Here is a 20,248-nt window from a genome sequence, read left to right on the forward strand (position 1 = left end):
GGCACAAGTGCCCCCTCCGGCATCAAGCCGAATCCGATTGTCCGCAAAGTCAATCAAGACGACGGGTCGCCTGTCGGCGTCTCCCTCCGTTTGCCGTCATACTGCCGGAAAACGCCGAGAGAATTCTCCGGGCTTCCCGTATCCCGACAGAGAGTTTCTCTTTTTTTGCGGTGGTCGGACGGAAAACCCGTCTGTCGGCGCGGCGTGGTGCGGTGTCGGACCTAGCCGCGCAGGAGCCCGAGAGCGGGTGGCACGTCCTTGATCGACTTGGTGACGATGTAGCTGAAGTAACGCTGCACGCCGGCGCGGCTTTCGAGTAGCCCGTCCATCAGCGCCTGGAAGCTCTCAATGTCGCGTTCCACGATATGGAGCAGGTAGTCGTAGCCACCGCCGATCGCCCAGCAGCCGATGATCTCGTCCATGCGCCCGACCACGCTCTCGAAGACCCGGAAGCTCTCGGAACGGTGGCTTTCCAGTTCGACGGTGACGAAGACTTGTACATGCGCGCCCAGACCGGCGAGGTCGATCTCGGCCCGGTATCCACGGATCAGGCCAGCGTCTTCCAGCCGTTTCATGCGCTCCCAGCAGGGCGTCGGCGACAGGTTGACCCGCGCTGCGAGCTCGGTCTTGGCGATACGGCCCTCACGCGACAGGGTCGCCAGTATCGCGATGTCGCGGGCGTCGAGGCGAAGGGGAGGCATGGATCGCTTGTTCCCGGAGGCCACGGGAATGTCAATCTGGACAAGACGCCGATCCTGAGTGAATCCTTACGTCATGTCGCATTGGCCGCTCTCTCGAAACGATGTCTCACAGAGAGACGGCCGTGCCGGGACAAATTGCGATCGAAACCGGACGCCCGGCCTTCCGGCACGATGCGCCGTTCCCGTCTCTTGGGAACGGGCTCGGGCAGAGCGGAACCCCGGCAGTTCACAGAAACCGCTTCGCCGCGGGGCCGGCACATGGTGACGCCGGAGGACATCGCGGCGGCGGCGGACCGGGTCCGGGACACGGTCCGCGTGACCCCGGTCAAGCCATCGCCCAGCCTGTCGGAACTCGCGGGCGGTCCGGTCTGGCTGAAATGCGAACACCACCAGAAAACCGGCGCCTTCAAGCTGCGCGGGGCGGCCAACGCCGTCGCTCGGTTGGGAAAGGTGGCCGGTGTCACGACCGCCTCGACCGGGAACCACGGGCGCGCACTCGCCCATGCGGCGCGCGCCGTGGGCCTGCCGGCGGTGATCTGCGTCTCGCGGCTGGTGCCGCAGAACAAGCTCGACGCGATCGCCGATCTCGGAGCGGAAGCGCGGGTGATCGGCGCGACGCAGGACGAGGCTTTCGAGGAGGCGCGGCGCCTGGAGCGGGAGGAGGGCTTCGCCATGATCCCGCCTTTCGACCACGCCGACGTGATCGCCGGACAGGGAACGCTGGGGCTGGAGATCCTCGACCAGATCCCGGAGGCCGGCGCCATCGCCATCCCGCTCTCGGGAGGCGGGCTCCTGGCGGGCGTGGCGCTGGCGGCAAAGCACCGCCGCCCCGACATACGCATCATCGGCATCAGCATGGCGCGCGGCGCGGCCATGGCCGCCAGCCTCGCGGCCGGCCACCCCGTCACCGTGGAGGAAGTCGAAACGCTGGCCGACAGTCTCGGCGGCGGTATCGGGCTCGACAACCGTCTCACTTTCGCGCTCTGCCGCGACCTGGTGGACGAGGTCATCCTGCTGGGCGAGGATGAGATTGCCGCCGGCATCCGCCACCTCGCCATAGCGGACGGGGAAATGGTCGAGGGCGCGGCTGCCGTCGGCGCCGGCGCGATCCTGGCCGGACGGCTCGTTGCGGGGCAGGTGCCGCTGGTGCTGCTCCTGTCGGGAAGAAACATCGACCCGGCCCGCCACGCGGCCATAGTAGCGGAGGAGAGATGAGCGATATCGTCATCCTGCACGAGGCGGAGCTGCGCGCACGGCTGCCGCTTGATCTGCGCGCTGTCGACGTGGTCGAGAGGGCCTTTGCCACGCTGGCGGACGGCGGCGTGGTGATGCCGCCGATCCTGTCCATGCATATGCCGGACGTGAACGGCGAGCTCGACGTGAAGACCGCCTATGTGCCCGGATTGTCGGGATTTGCGGTCAAGATCTCGCCGGGTTTTTTCGACAACCCGGCGAAGGGCCTGCCCTCTACCTCCGGACTGATGGTGGTGCTCTCAGCCGAGACGGGGCAGGTGCGCGCGGTGCTGCTCGACAACGGCTACCTGACCGATCTGCGTACGGCGGCGGCGGGCGGGGTTGCGGCTCGGCACCTCGCACGTGCAGATGCAAGCCGCGCCGCGATCTTCGGCGCAGGAGTTCAGGCGCGCCTGCAACTTCAGGCGCTGCGCCTGGTGCGGCCAGTTACCGACGCGGTGATCTGGGCGCGCGACCCGGCCCGGGCGCAGGCACTGGCCGATTCCGTCACCGAAGACGGGTTTTCTGCGCGTGCCACCGCCGATCCCGCCGAGGCCGCCGGCTTCGCCGATATCCTCGTTACCACCACGCCCGCCACCGAGCCGATCCTGCAAGCCGACTGGCTGCGACCGGGCCAGCACGTGACCGCCATGGGCAGTGATCAGGCCGGCAAGAACGAGCTCGACCCGCGCTGCCTCGCCCGCGCCGACCTCTATGTCGCCGATCGCCTGAGCCAGACGCAGGCACTGGGCGAGCTGCGCGCAGCGCTCGCCGCCGGGACGATGGACACCGCCCTGACGCCTCCGGAGCTCGGCGAGATCGTCACCGGCCGCCGCCCCGGCCGGAGCGACCCCGACCAGATTACCATTGCCGACCTGACCGGCACGGGCGTGCAGGACACGGCCATCGCCACCCACGCGCTCGCCGCGTTTTCCTGAGGAGCCCAGATGCCCGAGCTGCAACGAACCCCCGAGCGCTTCACCGATGCCGAATACGAGACGCGCCTGGAGGGAACCCGCGCCGCCATGGCGGCGGCCGGGATCGACCTGCTGATCATCAGCGACCCCTCCAACATGGCCTGGCTCGCCGGTTATGGCGGCTGGTCCTTCTACGTTCACCAATGCGTTCTGATCGGCCCCGACGGCCCGCCGGTCTGGTTCGGACGCGGACAGGACGCGCAGGGCGCCTATCGCACCGTCTGGATGGGCGAGGAAGATGTGATCGGCTACCCCGACCACTACGTCCAGTCGACCGAACGCCACCCGATGGACTACCTCTGCGCGAAACTCACCGACAAGGGCTGGCACCGCGGCACCTTGGGCGTCGAGATGGACAATTACTGGTATTCGGCCAAGGCGCATGAGCGGCTCCAGCACGGCCTTCCGGAGGCGCGCTTCACGGATGCCACGGCGATGGTGAACTGGCAGCGCGCGATCAAGTCCGACAAGGAGCTGCACTACATGCGTCAGGCCGCCCGCATCGTCGAGCGAATGCATCGCCGGATCGCCGACACGGTCGAGGTGGGGATGCGCAAATGTGATCTTGTGGCCGAGATCTACGACGCTGCCCTGCGGTACGATGAATGGGACGGGCATGGCGGCGACTATCCCGCCATCGTGCCACTCCTGCCCTCGGGGCCGGATGCCGCCGCGCCGCACCTGACCTGGGACGACCTGCCGATGAAACCGAACGAGGGCACCTTTTTCGAGATCGCCGGCTGCTACCAGCGCTACCACGTACCCCTCTCGCGCACGATCTTCCTCGGCACCCCGCCGCAGGAGATCCTTGATGCCGAAAAGGCGGTCCTGGAGGGCATGGATGCCGGGCTGGAGGCTGCTCGCGCCGGCAATACCTGCGAGGATATCGCAATCGCCTTTTTCAAGGTGCTCGACCGCTACGGCATCGTGAAGGACAACCGTACCGGCTATTCAATCGGGCTTAGCTATCCGCCTGACTGGGGCGAGCGCACCATGTCGCTGCGCCGAGGCGACCGTACCGAATTGAAACCCGGCATGACCTTCCACTTCATGACCGGACTCTGGATGGACAGCTGGGGCTACGAGACCACCGAGTCGATCGCGATCACCGACGGCGACCCTTTCCTCTTCTGCGACATGCCGCGCAAGATGCTGGTCAAGCAATGAGCCCGAACCCGATCCGCCCGACCGTCCCGCTCGACGCCCGGGGCAAGCACCACGGCTTCCTGCGGCTGCCGCATTCCCGCAACGACAGTGCCTGGGGCAGTGTGATGATCCCGATCACCGTGATCGCGGGTGGCGACGGTCCGACCGCGCTCCTGACCGGAGGCAATCACGGCGACGAATACGAAGGCCCGATCGCGTTGCAGCAGCTCGCCTGGGAGATCGATCCGGCGGATGTGACCGGCCGGATCCTCATCGTGCCCTACATGAACTATCCCGCCTTCCGGGTCGGGGCGCGGGTCAGTCCGATCGACCAGGTGAACCTGAACCGGGCCTTCCCCGGACGCCCCGATGGCACTCCGACCCAGAAGATCGCGCATTACTTCGACAGCGTTCTCCTGCCGCTGGCCGATATCGTTCTGGACTATCATTCGGGCGGAAAGACGCTCGATTTCCTGCCCTACGCGGCAGCGCATTACCTCGATGACACCGCGCAGCAGGCGGCCTGCGTTGCCGCCGTCGAGGCCTTTGGCGCCCCATACAGCATGATGATGCGGGAGATCGACGCCGTCGGCATGTTTGATACCGCCGTGGAGGCGCAGGGAAAGGTCTTCGTCACCACCGAGCTCGGCGGCGGCGGGACGGCGACGGCGCGGTCGGCGGAGATCGCGATCCGCGGCGGCCGGAACGTCCTGCGCCATGCCGGGATCCTCACGGGAGCGCCGGAGCGGCCGGAACGGAGCCGCATGCTGGCAATGCCGGACGACGACTGCTTCCACTTCGCTACGGTCGACGGGTTGATGCACCCGCTCGTTGACCTTGGCGAAGAGGTCAGGGCCGGCCAGCCCATCGCGCGGCTCTGGTCCAACGACCGGACGGGGATCGCACCCGTCGAGATCACCGCCAACTGCGACGGACTTCTCGTGGCCCGGCATTTCCCCGGCCTTGTCCAGAGCGGCGACTGCCTCGCCGTTGTCGCCACGGAGTGACGCCTCGCCGTTTCCGACGAGTGTCATTGGTCCGACCCCAACATCATGCCGGCCGTGAGCATCGCCGGCTCGGACGGCAGGACGCTACCCCGAGCCGCGAGGGGTCAGCGGGCAGCCCAGACGAGGCCGCGGCGCAGGATCTCGCGCATCTGCGGGACTTCGAACTCCGACGCGACATGGCCGAGGGCGGAGAAGAAGATCCGCGCCTGTCCGTAGCGGTGTTTCCAGACGACCGGCATCACGGTGCCTTTCGTCCAGGGCGCGTGCTCGCCGGTGAAAGTGGTGCTCGCCAGGACCTCGAGGCCGGGGTCGACATGCATGAAATACTGCTCGGAGTGATAGTCGAAGTCACCGATGCCCGCGACGATCGGGTCGTCCGGCCGGGTGATCTCGACGCGATAGTCGATGATGTTTCCGGGATGCGCGACCCACTGGCCGCCGACCATGAACTGATAGGCCGGCTCGTTGCGGAAGGTGTCGCCCATGCCGCCATGAAACCCGCCCAGCCCGGTGCCGCCCTCGACCGCGTCGATCAGGTTTTGCAGCGCCTCCTTCTCGACCTGCACCTGCGTCGAGAGCGGGACGATCAGGTCGTAGCGGTCAAGCCCGCCACGGGCAAGGACGTCGTTGCCCTGCTCGACATCGACGTCGAAATCCTCGCCGCGCAGCATCTCGCTTACGACGCCGGCGCAGGCCTCAGGTTCGTGGCCTTCCCAGCCCCCCCAAAAGATCAGTGCCTTGCGGGTCATGCGGTCTCCTCGGATGCAATGCGGCCGGTCACTCCGCCGGGGGCGAGAGGTTCGGGCCGGTCGCAGGTGGACAGGATGGAAACGGCGGCGCCCTGCTCGGCCGAGGCCAGGAGCGCCTCCATCACTTCGAGCACATGCAGCGCCAGCGCGCCGTTGGCGCGGTGCGGCCGCCCCTCGACGATCGCCGCGGCCATGTCCGCGAGGCCGAGCCCGCGGTAATTGCCGTCGCCATGTGCATGGGTCGTGGGCTGCGGCTCCCAGTCAGCGTCGAAAAGCTCGACCGTGCCGTCGAAGCGGTTCGGGTCCGGGATCAGCAGCGAGCCCTCGGTCCCGTAGAGCTCGAGCGGGCTGTGCCGATGCTTCTTCACCTCGAAGCTGGTCGCGATCTGCACGAGCGCACCGGAGGCGAATTCCATCACCCCCGCGACATGGGTCGCGACGTCGACCGGCACCGTCTCGCCCGCCCGGGGGCCGGTGGCGATGGTGCGCGTGTCACGACCGCGCGAGGCCAGCGCCGAGACGCGTGCGACAGGCCCGAGAAGATGCACCATCGCGGTGATGTAGTAGGGCCCCATGTCGAAGAGCGGCCCGCCACCCGGCTGGTAGTAGAAGTCGGGATTCGGGTGCCATGCCTCGTGCCCCGGCAGCATCAGCGTCGCGGTGCCGGCGGTCGGCCGGCCAATCCGGCCGGCATCCACCAGCGCGCGGGCCGTCTGGTGGGCGCCACCTAGGAACGTGTCCGGCGCGCAGCCGATGCGGAGGCCGGCGGCCTGTGCCGCCTCGATCATCGGCCGTGCCTCGGCAACCGTGTTGGCCAGCGGCTTTTCCGCGTAGACATGCTTGCCCGCCGCGATCGCCGAGAGCCCCACGTCGACATGCGCCGCGGGAATGGTCAGGTTCAGCACGATGTCGATGTCGTCACGGCGCAGGAGCGCCTCCGGCGTCACCGCCGCGACCCCGAACGCCTCGCCCCGTGCCTGCGCCGCCTCGGGACGGAGATCGGCGACGGCGCGCACCTCGATCTGCGGGAAAATGCGGGCGTTTTCGAGATAGATCTCGCTGATGACGCCGCATCCGACGATTCCAACGCCAAGCGGGATCATGCCGTCACCTCGATCCGACGGCCATCTTCGCCGAAATGGTGGAGGTTCTCGCGCTCGGGCGTGAGGAACACCCTGTCGCCGGCGGCGAGGCGCGCATATCCGGGCAGGCGGACGATGAGGTCGCCATACCCGTCAGCCCGGACATGCGCCATGGTGTCGGCGCCGAGATGCTCGACCACCATCGCGGTCGCCGGCCAGTCGCCGGTTTCCGGGTCCGCCTGAATATGCTCCGGGCGAACGCCCACGGTCTTAATGTCGCTTCTTTGCACGGCCGCTCCTGGCAGAAGGTTCATTCTCGGGGACCCGATGAAACCCGCCACGAACTCGCTCTGCGGACAGTTGTAGAGATCCATCGGGGCGCCAACCTGCTCGATCCGGCCCTCGTTCATCACCACGATCTGGTCGGCGAGGGTCATCGCCTCGACCTGGTCATGGGTGACGTAGATCATCGTCGAGGTGATCGACTGGTGGAGTTGGGCAAGCTCCACCCGCATCTGCGTGCGCAGCGCCGCGTCGAGGTTCGACAGCGGCTCGTCGAAGAGGAACACTTTCGGCTGGCGCACGATCGAACGGCCGATGGCGACGCGCTGCCGCTGGCCGCCCGAAAGCTGGCCCGGTTTCCGGTCGAGCAGGGCCTCCAGCGAGAGGATCCGCGCGGCCTCCGCCACCCGCTCCTCGCGCTCTTTCGCCGGCGTCTTCGACAGGCGCAGGCCGAAATCGATGTTCTGCGCCACCGTCATGTGCGGGTAAAGCGCGTAGGACTGGAAGACCATCGAGATACCGCGTTTCGACGGTTCCTCGAAGGTGACGTCCTGGCCGCCAATTTCGACGCTTCCTTCGGACGGCGTCTCGAGCCCCGCGATGATGCGAAGAAGCGTGGACTTTCCGCAACCGGACGGGCCGACGAGCACGGTGAACGAGCCGTCGGGAACCGTCAGGTTCAGGTCCGGGATGACCGTCACCGTGCCGAAACGTTTGGTGACGTTGTTCAGGCGTACCTCAGCCATGTCTCAGGGTCTCCGCCGGTTCATAGGTGAAGTAGGGGAAATCGGCCGGCGTGCTGCGGCCCGACGTGTCATGCGCGCAGATGCCCACGAAGGCGCCAGTGAAGTTGTTGCCGGGGCCATTGCCCGCCTCGTCCGAGATCGCCGACTGGTCGAGGACAAGGCCGAGATCCTGCCACGTATCGCCGGTCGCGTAGCGGAACCGAAGCTCCGCCCCGTCGACGTCGCAGCCAAGGCGAACCGGGCCATCGTCAGGCAGGCGGATGGGCTCCTTCAGCGGGAAGTCGAGCCGCGCATCCGGCCAGTCGGCGGCGCAGCTATTGATTGTGAGGAGGCGTTCGCCCGCTTCGTTCGCCGTAACCGCGAGGTAGTGGAACTTGAAACGGTTGTACCAGGAGATCAGGCCGGCGAATTGCTGGTAGTCCTGCGGTGCAAAGTCGATCTCTGTCTCGGCCCGATACGCAAAGTCGGTCTGCCGCCGGGCGACGAGCGCGTGCTCGAAGGCCGACCCGGGAGACTCGCGGCCAAAGAGGCGCAGGAAGCCGGGCCGCTCGGTCAGGGAAAACAGGCGCTTGGGCTCGGGGCTGCGGAGCCACTGGAAGGGGAGTGGCAGGTCGGGCCCGGAAAAATCGGTGCGGGTAGGCAGCGGATCAACAGGGTGTTCGGGCAGGTCCGGCGCCTCCACCTCGGTAGCCGGAGCGCAGCCGCCATGGGCCAGGCGCGGGAACTCGCCCTCGGGCCAGACGAGCTTCTGGATCGCCGTCTCGCGACCGAGCGGCGACCGGCGCACATCGTCCGCGTGGATGTTCGTCGCCCCGCCTGTCGCAATGTCGATCGTCTCGGGCAGCGGCCTTGAGCAGAGATGCGGCATGTAGAACTCGCCATCCTGCGTCTCGACGATGCTCGCATGGCCCGCCCGCTGAAGCCCGTGGCTGAGCGTGTCCTTTGCCGTCAGGACATGCTTTGCCGGGTCCGTCTCATACGGCCCCTCCAGGTTGCGCGACCGCGCCATCGTGACCGCATGGTCATAGCCGGTGCCGCCCTCTGCGGTCAGCAGGTAATACCAGCCGTCGCGCCGGTAGAGATGCGGACCTTCGGTGAACTTGTGATCGGTGCCGCGATAGATGTTGCGGATCGGACCGGTCAGGCGCTTCTCCTCGACCGAGTATTCCTGAAGGACGATGCCGCCGAAACGGTCGCCCGCCGGGCCGAAATTGTGGTCCCAGATCATGTTGACGAGCCACTTGCGCCCGTCCTCGTCGTGAAACAGCGACGGGTCGAACCCAGAGGAGTTGAGATAGATGGCATCCGACCACGGCCCCTCGATGGCGGGCGCGGTGACGAGGTAGTTGTGCGAGTCCTTCCACGCACCGTCGCGGCGCTTCACATCGGTGTAGATCAGCCAGAACTGTCCGTCGGAATAGCTCAGGTCCGGCGCCCACACGCCGCCCGAATCCGGGTCGCCCCGCATGTCGAGTTGCTCAGCGCGCGTCAGCGGGCGCGTCACCAATTTCCAATTCCTGAGGTCACGCGAATGGTGGATCTGAACGCCCGGGAACCACTCGAAGGTCGAAGTCGCGATATAGTAGTCGTCGCCCACCCGCACGATCGAAGGGTCGGGGTTGAACCCCGGCAGGATCGGGTTCTGTATCATCTGGGTCATGGTCATCCCTTGACGGCACCGCCGGTGAGGCCGGCGACGATGTATTTCTGGGCGGCGAGGAAGAAGACGATCGCGGGCAGGATCGTCAGCGTCACGAAGGCGAGCGACCGGTTCCATTCGGTCACATATTCCCCGCGGAACTGCATCATGCCGAGCGGCCAGGTGAAGACTTCGCGGCTGTTCAGCACGACAAGCGGCAGCAGAAAGTTGTTCCAGCTCTGCACGAAGACGAAAACACCGACGGTCGCCAGGATCGGCGTCGAGAGCGGCAGCGTGAAACGCCAGAAGAACCGGACATAGCCGCAGCCGTCGATATAGGCGGCCTCGAAGAGCTCCTTCGGGAGCTGTTCGAAGAAGGTGCGGAAGAGAAGGATTGCGAGCGACAGCCCGAACGCCGTCTGCGGCAGGATCACCGCCCACCAGGTATCGAGCAGGCCGATATCCCGCACCTTGATGAAGAGCGGCAGGATCGCCGTTGCAAAGGGAAACATCAGGCCAAGCAGGAGGTAGGAGAAGAGCATCCGCGAACCGAAGAAGCGGATCTGCGCGAAGACATAGGCCGCGGCCGCCCCCACGAGCAGCGTCAGCAGGACCGTCGACGTGGAGATGACCAGCGAATTGCCGAGATAGCGCCAGAACGCCGGGTCCGTGATGATCGAGGCGTAGAACTCGGTGTTCCAGGTCTCGGGAAGGGCGAAGGCGTTGGTCCGGATCTCCGCATTGGTCTTGAAGCCGCCGAGCGCGGTCGCCAGCAGCGGCGCGACGACGAATGCGGCGACGATCACCAGGAACGTGACACGCGCGAGATTGCGCCAGAAATGCGGGGTCATGATTCTGCACTCCGCATGAAGACGCGCTGGTAGAAGACCGCGATGAAGACGGCCGCGACAAAAAGCATGACGCCGACGGCGCTCCCGAAACCGATGTTCAACCGCGTCAGGCCGAACGTGTAGAGATAGGTCACGATTGTATGGGTCGTGTTGGAGGGGCCGCCATTGGTCAGCGGGATGATGACGTCGAACACCTGCAGAGCGCCGATGATGGCGAAGAAGGCGCTGACGGTGATCGCGGGCTTGATGACCGGGATCTGGACGTAGCGGACAACCTGCGTCCGGGTCGCGCCTTCGATCCTGGCGGCTTCGATCAGGTCATTCGACACGCCTTGCAACGCCGCGATGTAGATCATCATGTGGAAGCCGAAATACTTCCAGACGATGACGGTCAGGATTGCGACGAATGCCCAGTCGCGATCGGCGAGAATGAAGATACTTTCGACGCCGAATGCCTGCGCGATGGAAGCCGTGACGCCGTAATTGCCGTCGAAGACGAAACTCCAGATCAGGCCCGCGGCGACTTCGGCCAGGATGTACGGCACGAAGAATATGAGCCGGAAGACCGCATTTGTCGGCGTTTTCTGGTAGATGAGCAGCGCGAGCAACAGTGCCAGCGGCATCTGCACGAAGAGCGAGATCAGGATGATCTTTGCCGTGTTGCCGACGGCGGTGTGAAAGACGGAGTGGCCGGCGATCCGCTCGAAATTCTCGAGGCCGACATAGTTCGTCGGCGTGCCGTAGCCATTCCAGTTGAAGAATGCGTAGTAGCCGGATTCACCCAGCGGAAGCACGACGAAGAGCGTGAAGAGGATCAACGCCGGCGGCAGCAGGATGAGAACCGAAGTAACCCGCCCGTTGGTAATATTCCGTCGCAGCCGCTCGCCGAGCGGCATGCGACGACCGAGAGTGGGGGTGTGCATCACCGACTCCGCCCGTTGAAGAGGCGCGCGCCGTTCCGGGCGCGCGCCGATGTGTCAGAGGATCAGCGGAAGTCCCAGGCTTCCTGCACCTGGCTGGCCGCCTCTTCCGGGGTGATCGCACCCTGCGCGAGGTCCGCCGAGATGTCGTTCACCGTCGCGCCGACGGACGCGCCGAGGAACTGGTCCAGGAAGATCTGGTGATAGTCCGACTCGGCGATGTCCTGAGCAACCTGCTGGAAGAAGGGGTTCTCCAGCGCCTGGCCGGCCCCTTTCACGATCGGGATGAAGATTCCCCGGCTCGCGACTTCCTCCTGATGCTCCGGGTTGAGAAGGAAGGTCAGGAAATCGACCGCTTCCGGGGTCGCCGCTGTCGTGACGGCCCAGCCGTTCATGCCGCCGAGCGTCGCGTTGTCGCCACCTTCGGCGACCGGGTCTTCGATCGACGGGAAACCGATGATCGCGAGCTGGTCGTCCGAAAGGCCCTCGCCCGAGGTCGAGCGGCCGCGCATCGGCAGGTAGTCCCAGTCGCCCATCAGGTGGAACGCGCCCTTGCCGTCGGCAAACATGCCGCTCGCAGTCTCGTAGGTGGTTCCCATGAAGCCAGGCTGGAACGGATCCATCTCGGCGAGTTCCTGGAAGTCGCGGCCGGCTGCCACGAAAGCCTCTCCCTTGAACCCGTCGCCCTCGCCGGCCATCGCTCCGGTGACGACATTGGGTCCGCCCTCACGCAGGGCGAGATAGCTCCAGTAGAAATGCAGCGGCCACTTGTCCTGACCGCCGGCGATGATCGGCGTCACCCCGGCATCCTTGAGTTGCTGCACGGCGCCCTTCAGGTCGCCCCAGGTCTTGATCTCCGTGTGGTCGACGCCCGCCTGTTTCGTCAGGTCGGTGTTGACCCAGAACACGACCTCGGTCGCGTAGAGCGGAAGTCCGTAGAGCTGTCCGTCCACCGTGTAGGCGTTGATTGCCGCCTCGGGGAAGGTGGCGAGCGCCTCCGGAGAGACCATGTCCCCGATGGGCTGCAGGAACCCGGCCTTTGCCTGCTCGACCAGCGTCTCGCCGCCCCAGCTGTAGAAGATGTCCGGCCGCGCGTCAGATTGCAGCAGCGTCGGCAGCTTCGACTTGTAGGCCTCGTTGGCGATATACTCAAAGACCACGTCCACATTAGGATGCGTGGCTTCATACTGCTCCTCGACGCGCTGGTAGAACGCCTGCTCAGCGTCTCCCGGCTGGACACGCAGTATCTTGACCTCGGTCTGGGCAACCACGGCTTGCGCCGCGATCGAGCCCATGAGCAAGGCAGTAAGTCCCAGGGTCTTTTTTATGCTATCTCCTCCCGCCGGCATCATCGCCGGGTTGTCTGCAGCAGTGCGACTCGACGCACCACCTCGGAATTTGAGGAACGTACATCATTCCGAACCGAAGTGCAAAGTGGCCTTGCGCGTACTAGGGCAAATTATCGCGAGTGAAGATGTCGACACGGATACGCTCGCGCTCCGCGATAATCGGTCTTTCGTCGATGAGCGACGTCAGGACCCGGACGGCGCTATGGATCTCAAGTCCGATATCCTGGTTGATCACCGCGTCGAAAAGCCCGGATTGCAGCTCCGCGCGCGCATGTTTCGTGAGGTCATGCACCACGATATACGGCCGGTCAGAAAGACCCGCCTTCCTGACGGCCCGCGCCACGCCCCGGTTCCCGGCCCCGAGACTGTAGATGCCGACGATGTCATCGTGCCGGCGTAGAAGGTCCGACAGCAACAGCTCGACCTGCTCCGAATCGTCTGCACCTTCGATAGTCGGGAGCAGGACGAAGTCCGGATAGTCAGCCCGCATCACCTGGTCAAAGCCGAGCCGGCGCTCGACATGGTCACGCAACACCATGGACCCGGCGATGACGGCGATCGAACCGCGTCGCCCCGAACAAAAACGGCCCAAAAGGCCCGCCGCCGTCCGTCCTGCAACGACATTATCGATGCCCACGAAGTGCTCCCGAGGGGAACTCGGCAGGTCGCTGACAATCGTGACGACATGCACGCCCTTCTGCATCAATCCAGAGATCGCCTGCCCAGCGACGGGCGCATCCGTTGCGACAACGGCGACGCCATCGACCTCGTCAGGCCCAAGGCCATCAAGCAGAGCAGCCAGAGTGATTCCGTCGAACGCTGGAACGGTGAGGACCTGCAGCCGCACCCGCTCCCGCTCGTAGCTCCTGCGCAGCGCCTCGATCCCGGCCTCGAGCCCGCGCATGAAGCTGTTTTCGCCCTCGGGAAGAATGAAGGTGATCCTGTATTCGCGCCGCTTCGAGAGATTTGCGGCTGCGATGTCCCGTTCGAAGCTCAGCTTCTCCATGGCAGCGAGGACCTTCGACTGCGTCGCGGGACGGACACCGATGCGGCCGTTCAGGACCCGATCGACCGTGGCAAGGCTCACGCCGGCCGCCTTGGCGACGTCGCGGACCGTGGGGCGTGAAGAAGGAGGTCTCATTGCATTTCGCAAGCTCATCTCTGAGGTTCTTGCAAAAATACATCTGATTAACGTTCCTCACAAGCGGCCTGCTCCGACCTCCTGTGCGGGAGAATCCTGTAACTCCCCCGAACGCGTGCGGATGAAGATGGATTGCTCCGGACGGAAGATAAGCCGGACCGATGTGCCGGCTCCCGCGGCAACGCGGCACCTCTGTCGAGCGCGTCTGCGTGATCGGGAGGGATGACCCGTCCCGATGGCGCTTGCGATGGGCTCATGCGCCGAAGCCGACCTACTTGTCGGTTCGAGCCTGCCGGAAAGATTCGGAGAGCTATCGAATCGGAAGGCGCGGGCCACGGCGCGCGGCCCGAGGGAATCTCCCCGGGCCGTGACCTGGCTGGCCTCCGCGCCTCAGAGCTTCGTCATCTCGTAGATCGTCGTGCTCACGACCTTGCCTTCGGTGGCCGCCTTGTGCGCGGCCAGGTGCGCCGTTTCCATGTGGTCGAGCCAGAGCTCCCGCGTCTCCCAGTTCTCGTAGAAAAGAAGATGCGTGGGGTCGTCGTTGTTCTGGTGGAGGTCGTATTGCAGGCAGCCCGGCTCGGGGAGAACCTGCGGGATCAGCTTGCGGAAGGAGGCGAGCACGGGCTCGACCTCACCCGGCTTGATCCGGATATCAGCGATGATGGTTAGTACACTCATGTTTCTTTGCCCTTTCGAACGGCTGGAGGCGCAGAGTAGCACCGCGCCTGACGAAATGGCATGAGGCGCGCGCGCACAGCCTGATGGCCCTTCGGAAGCGATGTGTCGAAGCGTCCTAATAGAACCCGATCGCCGCGAGCGACACGTCGGCCACATGGTCCCGACCGTATGCGACAAGCCCGACCGAGCGGATCGACTCCGGCGCAATCCGGCGAGGCAGTAGCCGCCCCGACCCCTCGAATGCCGTGAGCGGCAGGCGGATCTCCTGCCAGTCCGGCCCGGTCCCGAACCCGGCCTGATAGTATTGCCAGGGTAACAGGGTGGCCGCCGTCCTGAGATGCAGGAAATAGCGCTCGCCATTGCCGCGCACTCGGATCGCGACGCCCTCCACGCCCGCTTCCGGCGGCGCGGCAAGGCGCGACTGCGCCTGGATGAAACCGCCGCGATTGGCCGTGCTGACCTCGCCGGTGAGACGCAGCACCCGCTGCCCTCCCGCTGTCACGAGCTCCGCCTGCCCCTGGGAGACGCCGCCCATGACTGTATCGGCGATGAAGCGCCACGGCCACTCGGCCGCCGGTTGCAAAGCGCTCTCCATGGCCTGCTCCCCGCGCGCGCCCGTTGCCGCTGTTGCCGCCAGTGCCAGCCCGCCGGCAAAGAACGCACGCCTGTCGAATCCTCGCGTCATGATCCACCTTCTTTGCCTGAACTACGTCCCGCGGACCCTTCCGGATCACCTGCCCCCGAGGCGACTGCTCTGGCCGTCAGAGTGGCCCGGCCTGCCAGAGCCGGATCTTCAGCCCACCATGCGCCACCACCGGCCCAGGCGGCTTGAGAGGCAACCCGGTTGCCTTCGCCAGCGCCGCGTCCGAGGTCACGATCCCGACACGCCAACCCGAGAATCGCTCCTTCAGAGCCGTCCCCAGTGCCGAATAGAGTCCGAACAGCGGCCCCTTGTTGCCGATCCGCGCGCCATAGGGTGGGTTGACGATGACCAGCCCGGAGGGGCCGTCGGGCCGTGCGATCTCGCTCACGGCCGCCCGCTGGAACGCGCAGAAATCGCCCACGCCAGCCCGCGTCGCATTCGCCGAGGCCCCGCGAATCGCGCCGTCATCCCGGTCCGATCCGAAAAAGTGCCGGTCCGGGACCCGCACCGTGCCAGCCGCCTTCATTGCCGCGAAGGCCGTCGCATCGAAGCTCTGCAGCGCCTCGAAGGCGAAGCTTCGCGACCGCCCAGGTTGAAACCCTGCCGCCATCTCGGCGGCCTCGATCACGAAGGTTCCCGAGCCGCACATGGGGTCGAGCAGCGGTTCGGAGCCGTCATAGCCGCAGTCCCGCAGGAACATCGCCGCCATCGTCTCACGCATCGGAGCCTTGCCGACCCATTCCTTGTGCCCCCGCTTGTGGAGCGACTCGCCCGTGCTGTCGATCGAGATGGTCACGAGGTCATCCTCGATCCGCACCATCAGCCGCAGCGGTGCGTCCGGCGAGATGACCGCCCTTGCCTCCTCGCGCATCGCCCGCTCGACCCGCTGTGCCGCCGCCCCAGCGTGATAGATCTTGGACTTGCGGCAGGTCACCTCGACCCGCACCGCCTCGCCCGGTGTGATGACCGTGGACCAGGGGAATTTCCGCGCCCGCTTGTCGAGCTGCGCGAGGTGGAAGGCGCGGAAAGATCCAATCCGGGCAAGCACCCGCGTCGCGCCGCGCAGCTCCAGGTTTGCGCGCCAGACCTCCGGCCAGCCGCCGGCGAACACCACCCCGCCCGGAACGACTTCGGCCGCCGAAAAACCGAGCGCCCGCGCCTCGGCGCGAAGTGGCGCCTCAAGCCCGGGCGTGGCCACCAGGAAGATCTCGAACGGCTCGCTCATCCCGCTCCAATAGCCGCAATTGCGGCGCCCCGCGAGCGCGAAAGCGCCCCCCGTTGCGGCGCCGCCGCGCAAGCCCTAGGGTCCGCCCGAACCAGCCGGAGACATCCCGATGCCCGAGAGCGCCCCGAAGACAATCCATCTCGCCGATTATGCACCCTTCACCCATGTCGTGGAGAAGGTCGAGCTCACCTTCCGCCTCGCCCCCGACGCCACGCGGGTGATCTCGAGGATAATGTTTGCGCCCAACCCGGCCAGCGACGGCGGCGACTTCTTCCTTCACGGAGAGCAGCTGAAGCTCCTCTGGGCGAAGATCGACGGCGCGGACATCTCACCCGGGATCACGGCCGAGGGCCTCACCTGCCCGGTCCCAGACTCGCGTTTCACCTGGGAATCGGAAGTCGAGATCGCGCCGGAGAGCAATACCGCGCTCGAAGGGCTCTACATGTCCCGCGGCATGTATTGCACGCAATGCGAGGCCGAGGGTTTCCGCAAGATCACCTACTACCCGGACCGTCCGGACGTGATGGCGCCCTTCGATGTGCGGATCGAGAGCGACCTGCCGGTGCTGCTCTCGAACGGCAACAAGAAGGCGGTCGGAGAGGGCTTTGCCGAGTGGTCGGACCCCTGGCCCAAGCCGGCCTATCTCTTCGCCCTCGTCGCGGGCAAGCTCGTCAGCCATCCCGACAGCTTCACCACGCGGTCCGGGCGCAACGTCTCGCTCAACATCTGGGTCCGGCCCGGCGACGAGCACAAATGCCCATTCGCGATGGAATCGCTGAAGAAGGCGATGGCCTGGGACGAGGATATCTATGGCCGCGAATACGACCTCGACATCTTCAACATCGTGGCCGTTGACGATTTCAACATGGGGGCAATGGAGAACAAGGGGCTGAACATCTTCAACTCCTCGGCCGTGCTCGCCAGCCCCGAGACGGCGACCGACGCCAATTTCGAGCGCATCGAATCGATCATCGCGCACGAGTATTTCCACAACTGGACCGGCAACCGGATCACCTGCCGCGACTGGTTCCAGCTCTGCCTCAAAGAGGGGCTGACGGTGTTCCGCGACCAGCAGTTCTCCGGCGACCAGCGCTCCCGCTCCGTCCAGCGCATCCAGGACGTGCTCGCCCTGCGTGCCCGCCAGTTCCGCGAGGACAACGGGCCGCTGGCACATCCGGTCCGCCCGGAGAGCTTCGTCGAGATCAACAATTTCTACACGTCCACCGTCTACGAGAAGGGCGCCGAAGTAATCGGCATGCTCAAGCGTCTGGTCGGCGACGAGGTGTATGCCCGGGCGCTCGATCTCTATTTCGAGCGGCATGACGGCGAGGCGGCGACGATCGAGGACTGGATCAAGGTTTTCGAGGACGCCTCCGGGCGCGATCTCACACAGTTCAAGCGCTGGTATTCCCAGTCCGGCACGCCGCGCGTGACGGTCGAAGAAGAGTTCTCCCTCGGCACCTACACGCTGACCCTCTCGCAGCGCACCCCGCCGACGCCGGGTCAGGCGGAGAAGGCGCCGCTGGTGATCCCGGTTGCGGTTGGCCTGCTCTCTCCCAATGGCGACGAGATTGTTCCGACGCGGGTGCTGGAACTTACGGAAGCCGAACAGAGCTTCACCTTCGAGGACCTGCCGGCGAAGCCCGTCGCCTCGATCCTGCGCGACTTCTCCGCCCCGGTGATCCTCGAGCGCAAACTGTCGGCGGCGGAGCGTGCGTTCCTGCTCGCCCATGACACCGATCCGTTCAACAAATGGGAAGCCGGACGGGCGTTGGCCAAGGACACGCTCATCGGCATGATCGCCGAGCGCGCAGAGCCCGATCCTGCTTTCCTCGGCGCGCTTCAGGGCGTCGTGCGCGACGAAAGCCTCGATCCGGCGTTCCGCGCGCTTGCCCTCGGCCTGCCGGGCGAAGACGACCTCGCCCAGGCGCTGTTCGACGCCGGCCGCACGCCCGACCCGCTGCGGATCCACACCGCCTGCGAGACCTTGCGCGATGCCATCGCCGAACAGCTCGGCTCGATCCTTGCCGATCTCTACGACGACATGGCGATCCACGGCCCCTATCGCCCCGATGCCGCCGATGCCGGCCAGCGCGCCCTGCGCGGTGCGGCGCTGAGCTATCTCAGCCGGCTCGATGACGATGTGCGGGCGCGGGCGCAGTTCGAGACGGCCGACAACATGACCGACGAGATCGGCGCGCTTTCCTGTCTCGTCCGCGCCGGCGATGCCGGGGCCGAACTCGCTACCTTCCGGCGGAAATGGCAGGGTGACCGCCTTGTCATGGACAAGTGGTTCGCTCTTCAGGCCAGCCTCGCCGCGCCGAAGGAGGCGGCCACCGTGGTGCGCAGGCTTACAGCGGATGCCGATTTCGACTGGAAGAATCCCAACCGTTTCCGCGCGGTAATGGGCGGGCTGGCGACGAATGCCGCGGGTTTCCATGCGGCCTCCGGTGAGGGCTACACGCTGCTCGCGGACTGGCTGATCCGGCTCGATCCGGTCAACCCGCAGACAGCAGCGCGGATGACCACGGCCTTCGAGACCTGGAAGCGCTACGACGCCGACCGCCAGCAGATGATGCGGGAGAATCTCGAGCGGATCGCTGCCGCACCGGGGCTGAGCCGGGATGTGGGCGAGATGGTCGCGCGAATCCTCGGCGACTGAAGGTCAGACAGGAAGGCTGCGCGCCGCGATCCAGAGGCCCCAGACGAGCAGGATGCCGCCCGAGGCGAGGTCGAGCCAGCGGCTGGCACCGGCGTCGAGCCGACTGCCAGCCCAATGCGCCATCTGCACCAGCAGGATCCACCAGAGCGCCGACCCGGTGAAGACGCCGGCGACGAGGACATAGGGCGCGGCCGGCCCACCGGAGGCCGCGGTACCGAGGGCGGCGACCATGCCGATGAAGGCAAGGATCGTCATCGGATTCGACAGTGTGAGCAGAAACGTGGTGGCCCAGGCTGCGAAGACCCCGCGATAGGGGCGGCCATTGCCCGCCGGTTGCGGCTCGCCCGCCGCCGGCGCAACGAGAAAGCCGCGGAGCGACAGCGCGCCGAGGACGGCGATGAGCAGCCCGCCGGCGAGCGCCATCGGCTGCGCGTGGCTAACAAGCAGGCCGGTCGCCGCGAAACCCGCGGCGACCATAAGCCCGTAGAGCCCGTCCGCCGTCGCTGCGCCAAGCCCGGTGGCGAGCCCCGCAGCGCGGCCGTCTAGCAATGTTCGACGGACGCAGAGAAGCCCGATCGGCCCCACCGGCGCCGCCACCGCGACCCCTGCGCCGATCCCCTTCAGCAGCACTTCAAGCATCATCTGCCTCCAGACCGTCGATCGCCACGGCGCCCGACTCCTTGAGCGCCTGCAGCGAGAGAAGGGTTTCCGTCCGGCGGACTGCCGGAAACGGCTTGAGCTGCTCCTGAAGGAAGCGCTGGAGCGCGGCACTGTCCTTCACCCGGATCTTGGCGAGATAGGAATGCGGTCCGCTGACATGGTGCAGTTCCATGACTTCCGGACGCGCGATCAGCGCCGCGCATGCCTCGGCCTCTCCGGTGTAGTCCATGTCGATGAAGACCAGCGCGCAGAGCGCGGCGCCGACTGCCTCAGGATCGAGCTGCGCCCGCCAGCCGGTCACAATCCCCTGCGCTGACAGACGGCGCACCCGCTCGTTTGCGGAGGAGACGGAGAGGCCCACGGCGTCCGCCAGTTCAGCGCTCGACGCGCGACCGCTGGATTGAAGGAGATCGCAAATTTTCCGATCAATAGTATCCATTACAGGAAAATTATCGGAAAAAACTCAATAAATCAAGAATACCTATGGTTTCGCCCGAAAGAGCCGTAAAGAGATCACAGATCTCAGGCAAGCGATGCCGAAGTTCGCTTGCCAGCGT

Annotated in this window: 19 protein-coding genes; 5 read left to right on the forward strand and 14 right to left on the reverse strand. The window is 65.9% G+C overall.

Going from position 1 to position 20,248, the window contains the following annotated elements:
- Positions 1-221 precede the first annotated feature (221 nt).
- Positions 222-701, reverse strand: a complete 480-nt coding sequence (locus EU800_RS02680; protein ID WP_129628301.1) for an Lrp/AsnC family transcriptional regulator — start codon at positions 699-701, stop codon at positions 222-224.
- A gap of 258 nt (positions 702-959) precedes the next feature.
- On the opposite strand from EU800_RS02680, the gene eutB reads away from it, so the two are divergent.
- The 4 genes from eutB to doeB are packed head-to-tail and all read left to right on the forward strand — an operon-like array spanning position 960 to position 5,064.
- A complete protein-coding gene (gene eutB / locus EU800_RS02685) occupies positions 960-1,916 on the forward strand; it encodes a hydroxyectoine utilization dehydratase EutB (protein WP_129628303.1) in 957 nt (318 codons plus the stop codon).
- Positions 1,913-2,872: a cyclodeaminase gene (locus EU800_RS02690; RefSeq protein WP_129628305.1), complete on the forward strand. Its 960-nt coding sequence runs from the start codon at positions 1,913-1,915 to the stop codon at positions 2,870-2,872. The genes eutB and EU800_RS02690 overlap by 4 nt, the downstream gene beginning before the upstream one ends.
- A 9-nt stretch (positions 2,873-2,881) precedes the next feature.
- Positions 2,882-4,078, forward strand: a complete 1,197-nt coding sequence (doeA, locus tag EU800_RS02695) for an ectoine hydrolase DoeA (protein ID WP_129628307.1) — start codon at positions 2,882-2,884, stop codon at positions 4,076-4,078.
- Positions 4,075-5,064, forward strand: coding sequence for a N(2)-acetyl-L-2,4-diaminobutanoate deacetylase DoeB (gene doeB, locus EU800_RS02700; protein WP_129628309.1), 990 nt, complete (start codon positions 4,075-4,077; stop codon positions 5,062-5,064). Before doeA ends, doeB begins: the two co-directional genes overlap by 4 nt.
- A 104-nt stretch (positions 5,065-5,168) precedes the next feature.
- Here the strand turns inward: doeB and EU800_RS02705 are convergent, their stop codons facing one another.
- The 11 genes from EU800_RS02705 to EU800_RS02755 all read right to left on the reverse strand — a co-directional run bounded on the left by EU800_RS02705 (position 5,169) and on the right by EU800_RS02755 (position 16,369).
- Complete coding sequence (locus tag EU800_RS02705) at positions 5,169-5,813, reverse strand: ThuA domain-containing protein (protein WP_129628311.1); 645 nt, start codon at positions 5,811-5,813, stop codon at positions 5,169-5,171.
- Positions 5,810-6,916 (reverse strand): Gfo/Idh/MocA family protein, encoded by a 1,107-nt coding sequence (locus tag EU800_RS02710; protein WP_129628313.1) that lies wholly within the window; start codon positions 6,914-6,916, stop codon positions 5,810-5,812. The genes EU800_RS02705 and EU800_RS02710 overlap by 4 nt, the downstream gene beginning before the upstream one ends.
- A complete protein-coding gene (locus tag EU800_RS02715) occupies positions 6,913-7,923 on the reverse strand; it encodes an ABC transporter ATP-binding protein (protein WP_129628315.1) in 1,011 nt (336 codons plus the stop codon). The genes EU800_RS02710 and EU800_RS02715 overlap by 4 nt, the downstream gene beginning before the upstream one ends.
- On the reverse strand, positions 7,916-9,583 hold the full coding sequence (locus EU800_RS02720) for a glycoside hydrolase family 43 protein (protein ID WP_129628317.1): 1,668 nt from the start codon (positions 9,581-9,583) through the stop codon (positions 7,916-7,918). Before EU800_RS02720 ends, EU800_RS02715 begins: the two co-directional genes overlap by 8 nt.
- Before the next feature lie 2 nt (positions 9,584-9,585).
- Complete coding sequence (locus EU800_RS02725) at positions 9,586-10,413, reverse strand: carbohydrate ABC transporter permease (protein ID WP_129628319.1); 828 nt, start codon at positions 10,411-10,413, stop codon at positions 9,586-9,588.
- Positions 10,410-11,336, reverse strand: coding sequence for a carbohydrate ABC transporter permease (locus EU800_RS02730; RefSeq protein WP_129628321.1), 927 nt, complete (start codon positions 11,334-11,336; stop codon positions 10,410-10,412). The genes EU800_RS02725 and EU800_RS02730 overlap by 4 nt, the downstream gene beginning before the upstream one ends.
- Before the next feature lie 62 nt (positions 11,337-11,398).
- Positions 11,399-12,628, reverse strand: coding sequence for an ABC transporter substrate-binding protein (locus EU800_RS02735; RefSeq protein ID WP_207209840.1), 1,230 nt, complete (start codon positions 12,626-12,628; stop codon positions 11,399-11,401).
- A 154-nt stretch (positions 12,629-12,782) separates the two neighbouring features.
- A complete protein-coding gene (locus EU800_RS02740) occupies positions 12,783-13,823 on the reverse strand; it encodes a LacI family DNA-binding transcriptional regulator (RefSeq protein WP_129628323.1) in 1,041 nt (346 codons plus the stop codon).
- Positions 13,824-14,213: 390 nt separating this feature from the next.
- Positions 14,214-14,501 carry a putative quinol monooxygenase gene (locus EU800_RS02745; protein WP_129628325.1) on the reverse strand — a complete coding sequence of 96 codons (288 nt, stop codon included), beginning with the start codon at positions 14,499-14,501 and terminating at the stop codon, positions 14,214-14,216.
- A 115-nt stretch (positions 14,502-14,616) separates the two neighbouring features.
- Entirely contained in the window at positions 14,617-15,186 is a 570-nt protein-coding gene (locus EU800_RS02750; protein WP_242500383.1) for a CIA30 family protein, read from the reverse strand.
- A gap of 76 nt (positions 15,187-15,262) precedes the next feature.
- A complete protein-coding gene (locus EU800_RS02755) occupies positions 15,263-16,369 on the reverse strand; it encodes a class I SAM-dependent RNA methyltransferase (RefSeq protein ID WP_129628327.1) in 1,107 nt (368 codons plus the stop codon).
- 109 nt (positions 16,370-16,478) lie between these two features.
- Here EU800_RS02755 and pepN point away from each other — a divergent pair, with 109 nt between their 5' ends.
- A complete protein-coding gene (gene pepN, locus EU800_RS02760) occupies positions 16,479-19,031 on the forward strand; it encodes an aminopeptidase N (RefSeq protein WP_129628329.1) in 2,553 nt (850 codons plus the stop codon).
- A gap of 3 nt (positions 19,032-19,034) precedes the next feature.
- Here pepN and EU800_RS02765 read toward each other — a convergent pair whose 3' ends face one another.
- Together EU800_RS02765 and EU800_RS02770 are read right to left on the reverse strand one after the other, a co-directional pair.
- Positions 19,035-19,670 carry a LysE family translocator gene (locus EU800_RS02765; RefSeq protein WP_129628331.1) on the reverse strand — a complete coding sequence of 212 codons (636 nt, stop codon included), beginning with the start codon at positions 19,668-19,670 and terminating at the stop codon, positions 19,035-19,037.
- Entirely contained in the window at positions 19,663-20,130 is a 468-nt protein-coding gene (locus EU800_RS02770; protein WP_129628333.1) for an Lrp/AsnC family transcriptional regulator, read from the reverse strand. Before EU800_RS02770 ends, EU800_RS02765 begins: the two co-directional genes overlap by 8 nt.
- Positions 20,131-20,248 lie beyond the last annotated feature (118 nt).

It is taken from the genome of Tropicimonas sp. IMCC6043 (genome assembly GCF_004146235.1).
Lineage (GTDB): Bacteria > Pseudomonadota > Alphaproteobacteria > Rhodobacterales > Rhodobacteraceae > Tropicimonas.

Coding starts and splice junctions, on each gene's coding strand:
- EU800_RS02680 (WP_129628301.1), bottom strand. CDS start 701: ATGCCTCCCCTTCGCCTCGACGCCCGCGACATCGCGATACTGGCGACC.
- eutB (WP_129628303.1), top strand. CDS start 960: ATGGTGACGCCGGAGGACATCGCGGCGGCGGCGGACCGGGTCCGGGAC.
- EU800_RS02690 (WP_129628305.1), top strand. CDS start 1,913: ATGAGCGATATCGTCATCCTGCACGAGGCGGAGCTGCGCGCACGGCTG.
- doeA (WP_129628307.1), top strand. CDS start 2,882: ATGCCCGAGCTGCAACGAACCCCCGAGCGCTTCACCGATGCCGAATAC.
- doeB (WP_129628309.1), top strand. CDS start 4,075: ATGAGCCCGAACCCGATCCGCCCGACCGTCCCGCTCGACGCCCGGGGC.
- EU800_RS02705 (WP_129628311.1), bottom strand. CDS start 5,813: ATGACCCGCAAGGCACTGATCTTTTGGGGGGGCTGGGAAGGCCACGAA.
- EU800_RS02710 (WP_129628313.1), bottom strand. CDS start 6,916: ATGATCCCGCTTGGCGTTGGAATCGTCGGATGCGGCGTCATCAGCGAG.
- EU800_RS02715 (WP_129628315.1), bottom strand. CDS start 7,923: ATGGCTGAGGTACGCCTGAACAACGTCACCAAACGTTTCGGCACGGTG.
- EU800_RS02720 (WP_129628317.1), bottom strand. CDS start 9,583: ATGACCCAGATGATACAGAACCCGATCCTGCCGGGGTTCAACCCCGAC.
- EU800_RS02725 (WP_129628319.1), bottom strand. CDS start 10,413: ATGACCCCGCATTTCTGGCGCAATCTCGCGCGTGTCACGTTCCTGGTG.
- EU800_RS02730 (WP_129628321.1), bottom strand. CDS start 11,336: ATGCACACCCCCACTCTCGGTCGTCGCATGCCGCTCGGCGAGCGGCTG.
- EU800_RS02735 (WP_207209840.1), bottom strand. CDS start 12,628: ATGGGCTCGATCGCGGCGCAAGCCGTGGTTGCCCAGACCGAGGTCAAG.
- EU800_RS02740 (WP_129628323.1), bottom strand. CDS start 13,823: ATGAGACCTCCTTCTTCACGCCCCACGGTCCGCGACGTCGCCAAGGCG.
- EU800_RS02745 (WP_129628325.1), bottom strand. CDS start 14,501: ATGAGTGTACTAACCATCATCGCTGATATCCGGATCAAGCCGGGTGAG.
- EU800_RS02750 (WP_242500383.1), bottom strand. CDS start 15,186: ATGACGCGAGGATTCGACAGGCGTGCGTTCTTTGCCGGCGGGCTGGCA.
- EU800_RS02755 (WP_129628327.1), bottom strand. CDS start 16,369: ATGAGCGAGCCGTTCGAGATCTTCCTGGTGGCCACGCCCGGGCTTGAG.
- pepN (WP_129628329.1), top strand. CDS start 16,479: ATGCCCGAGAGCGCCCCGAAGACAATCCATCTCGCCGATTATGCACCC.
- EU800_RS02765 (WP_129628331.1), bottom strand. CDS start 19,670: ATGCTTGAAGTGCTGCTGAAGGGGATCGGCGCAGGGGTCGCGGTGGCG.
- EU800_RS02770 (WP_129628333.1), bottom strand. CDS start 20,130: ATGGATACTATTGATCGGAAAATTTGCGATCTCCTTCAATCCAGCGGT.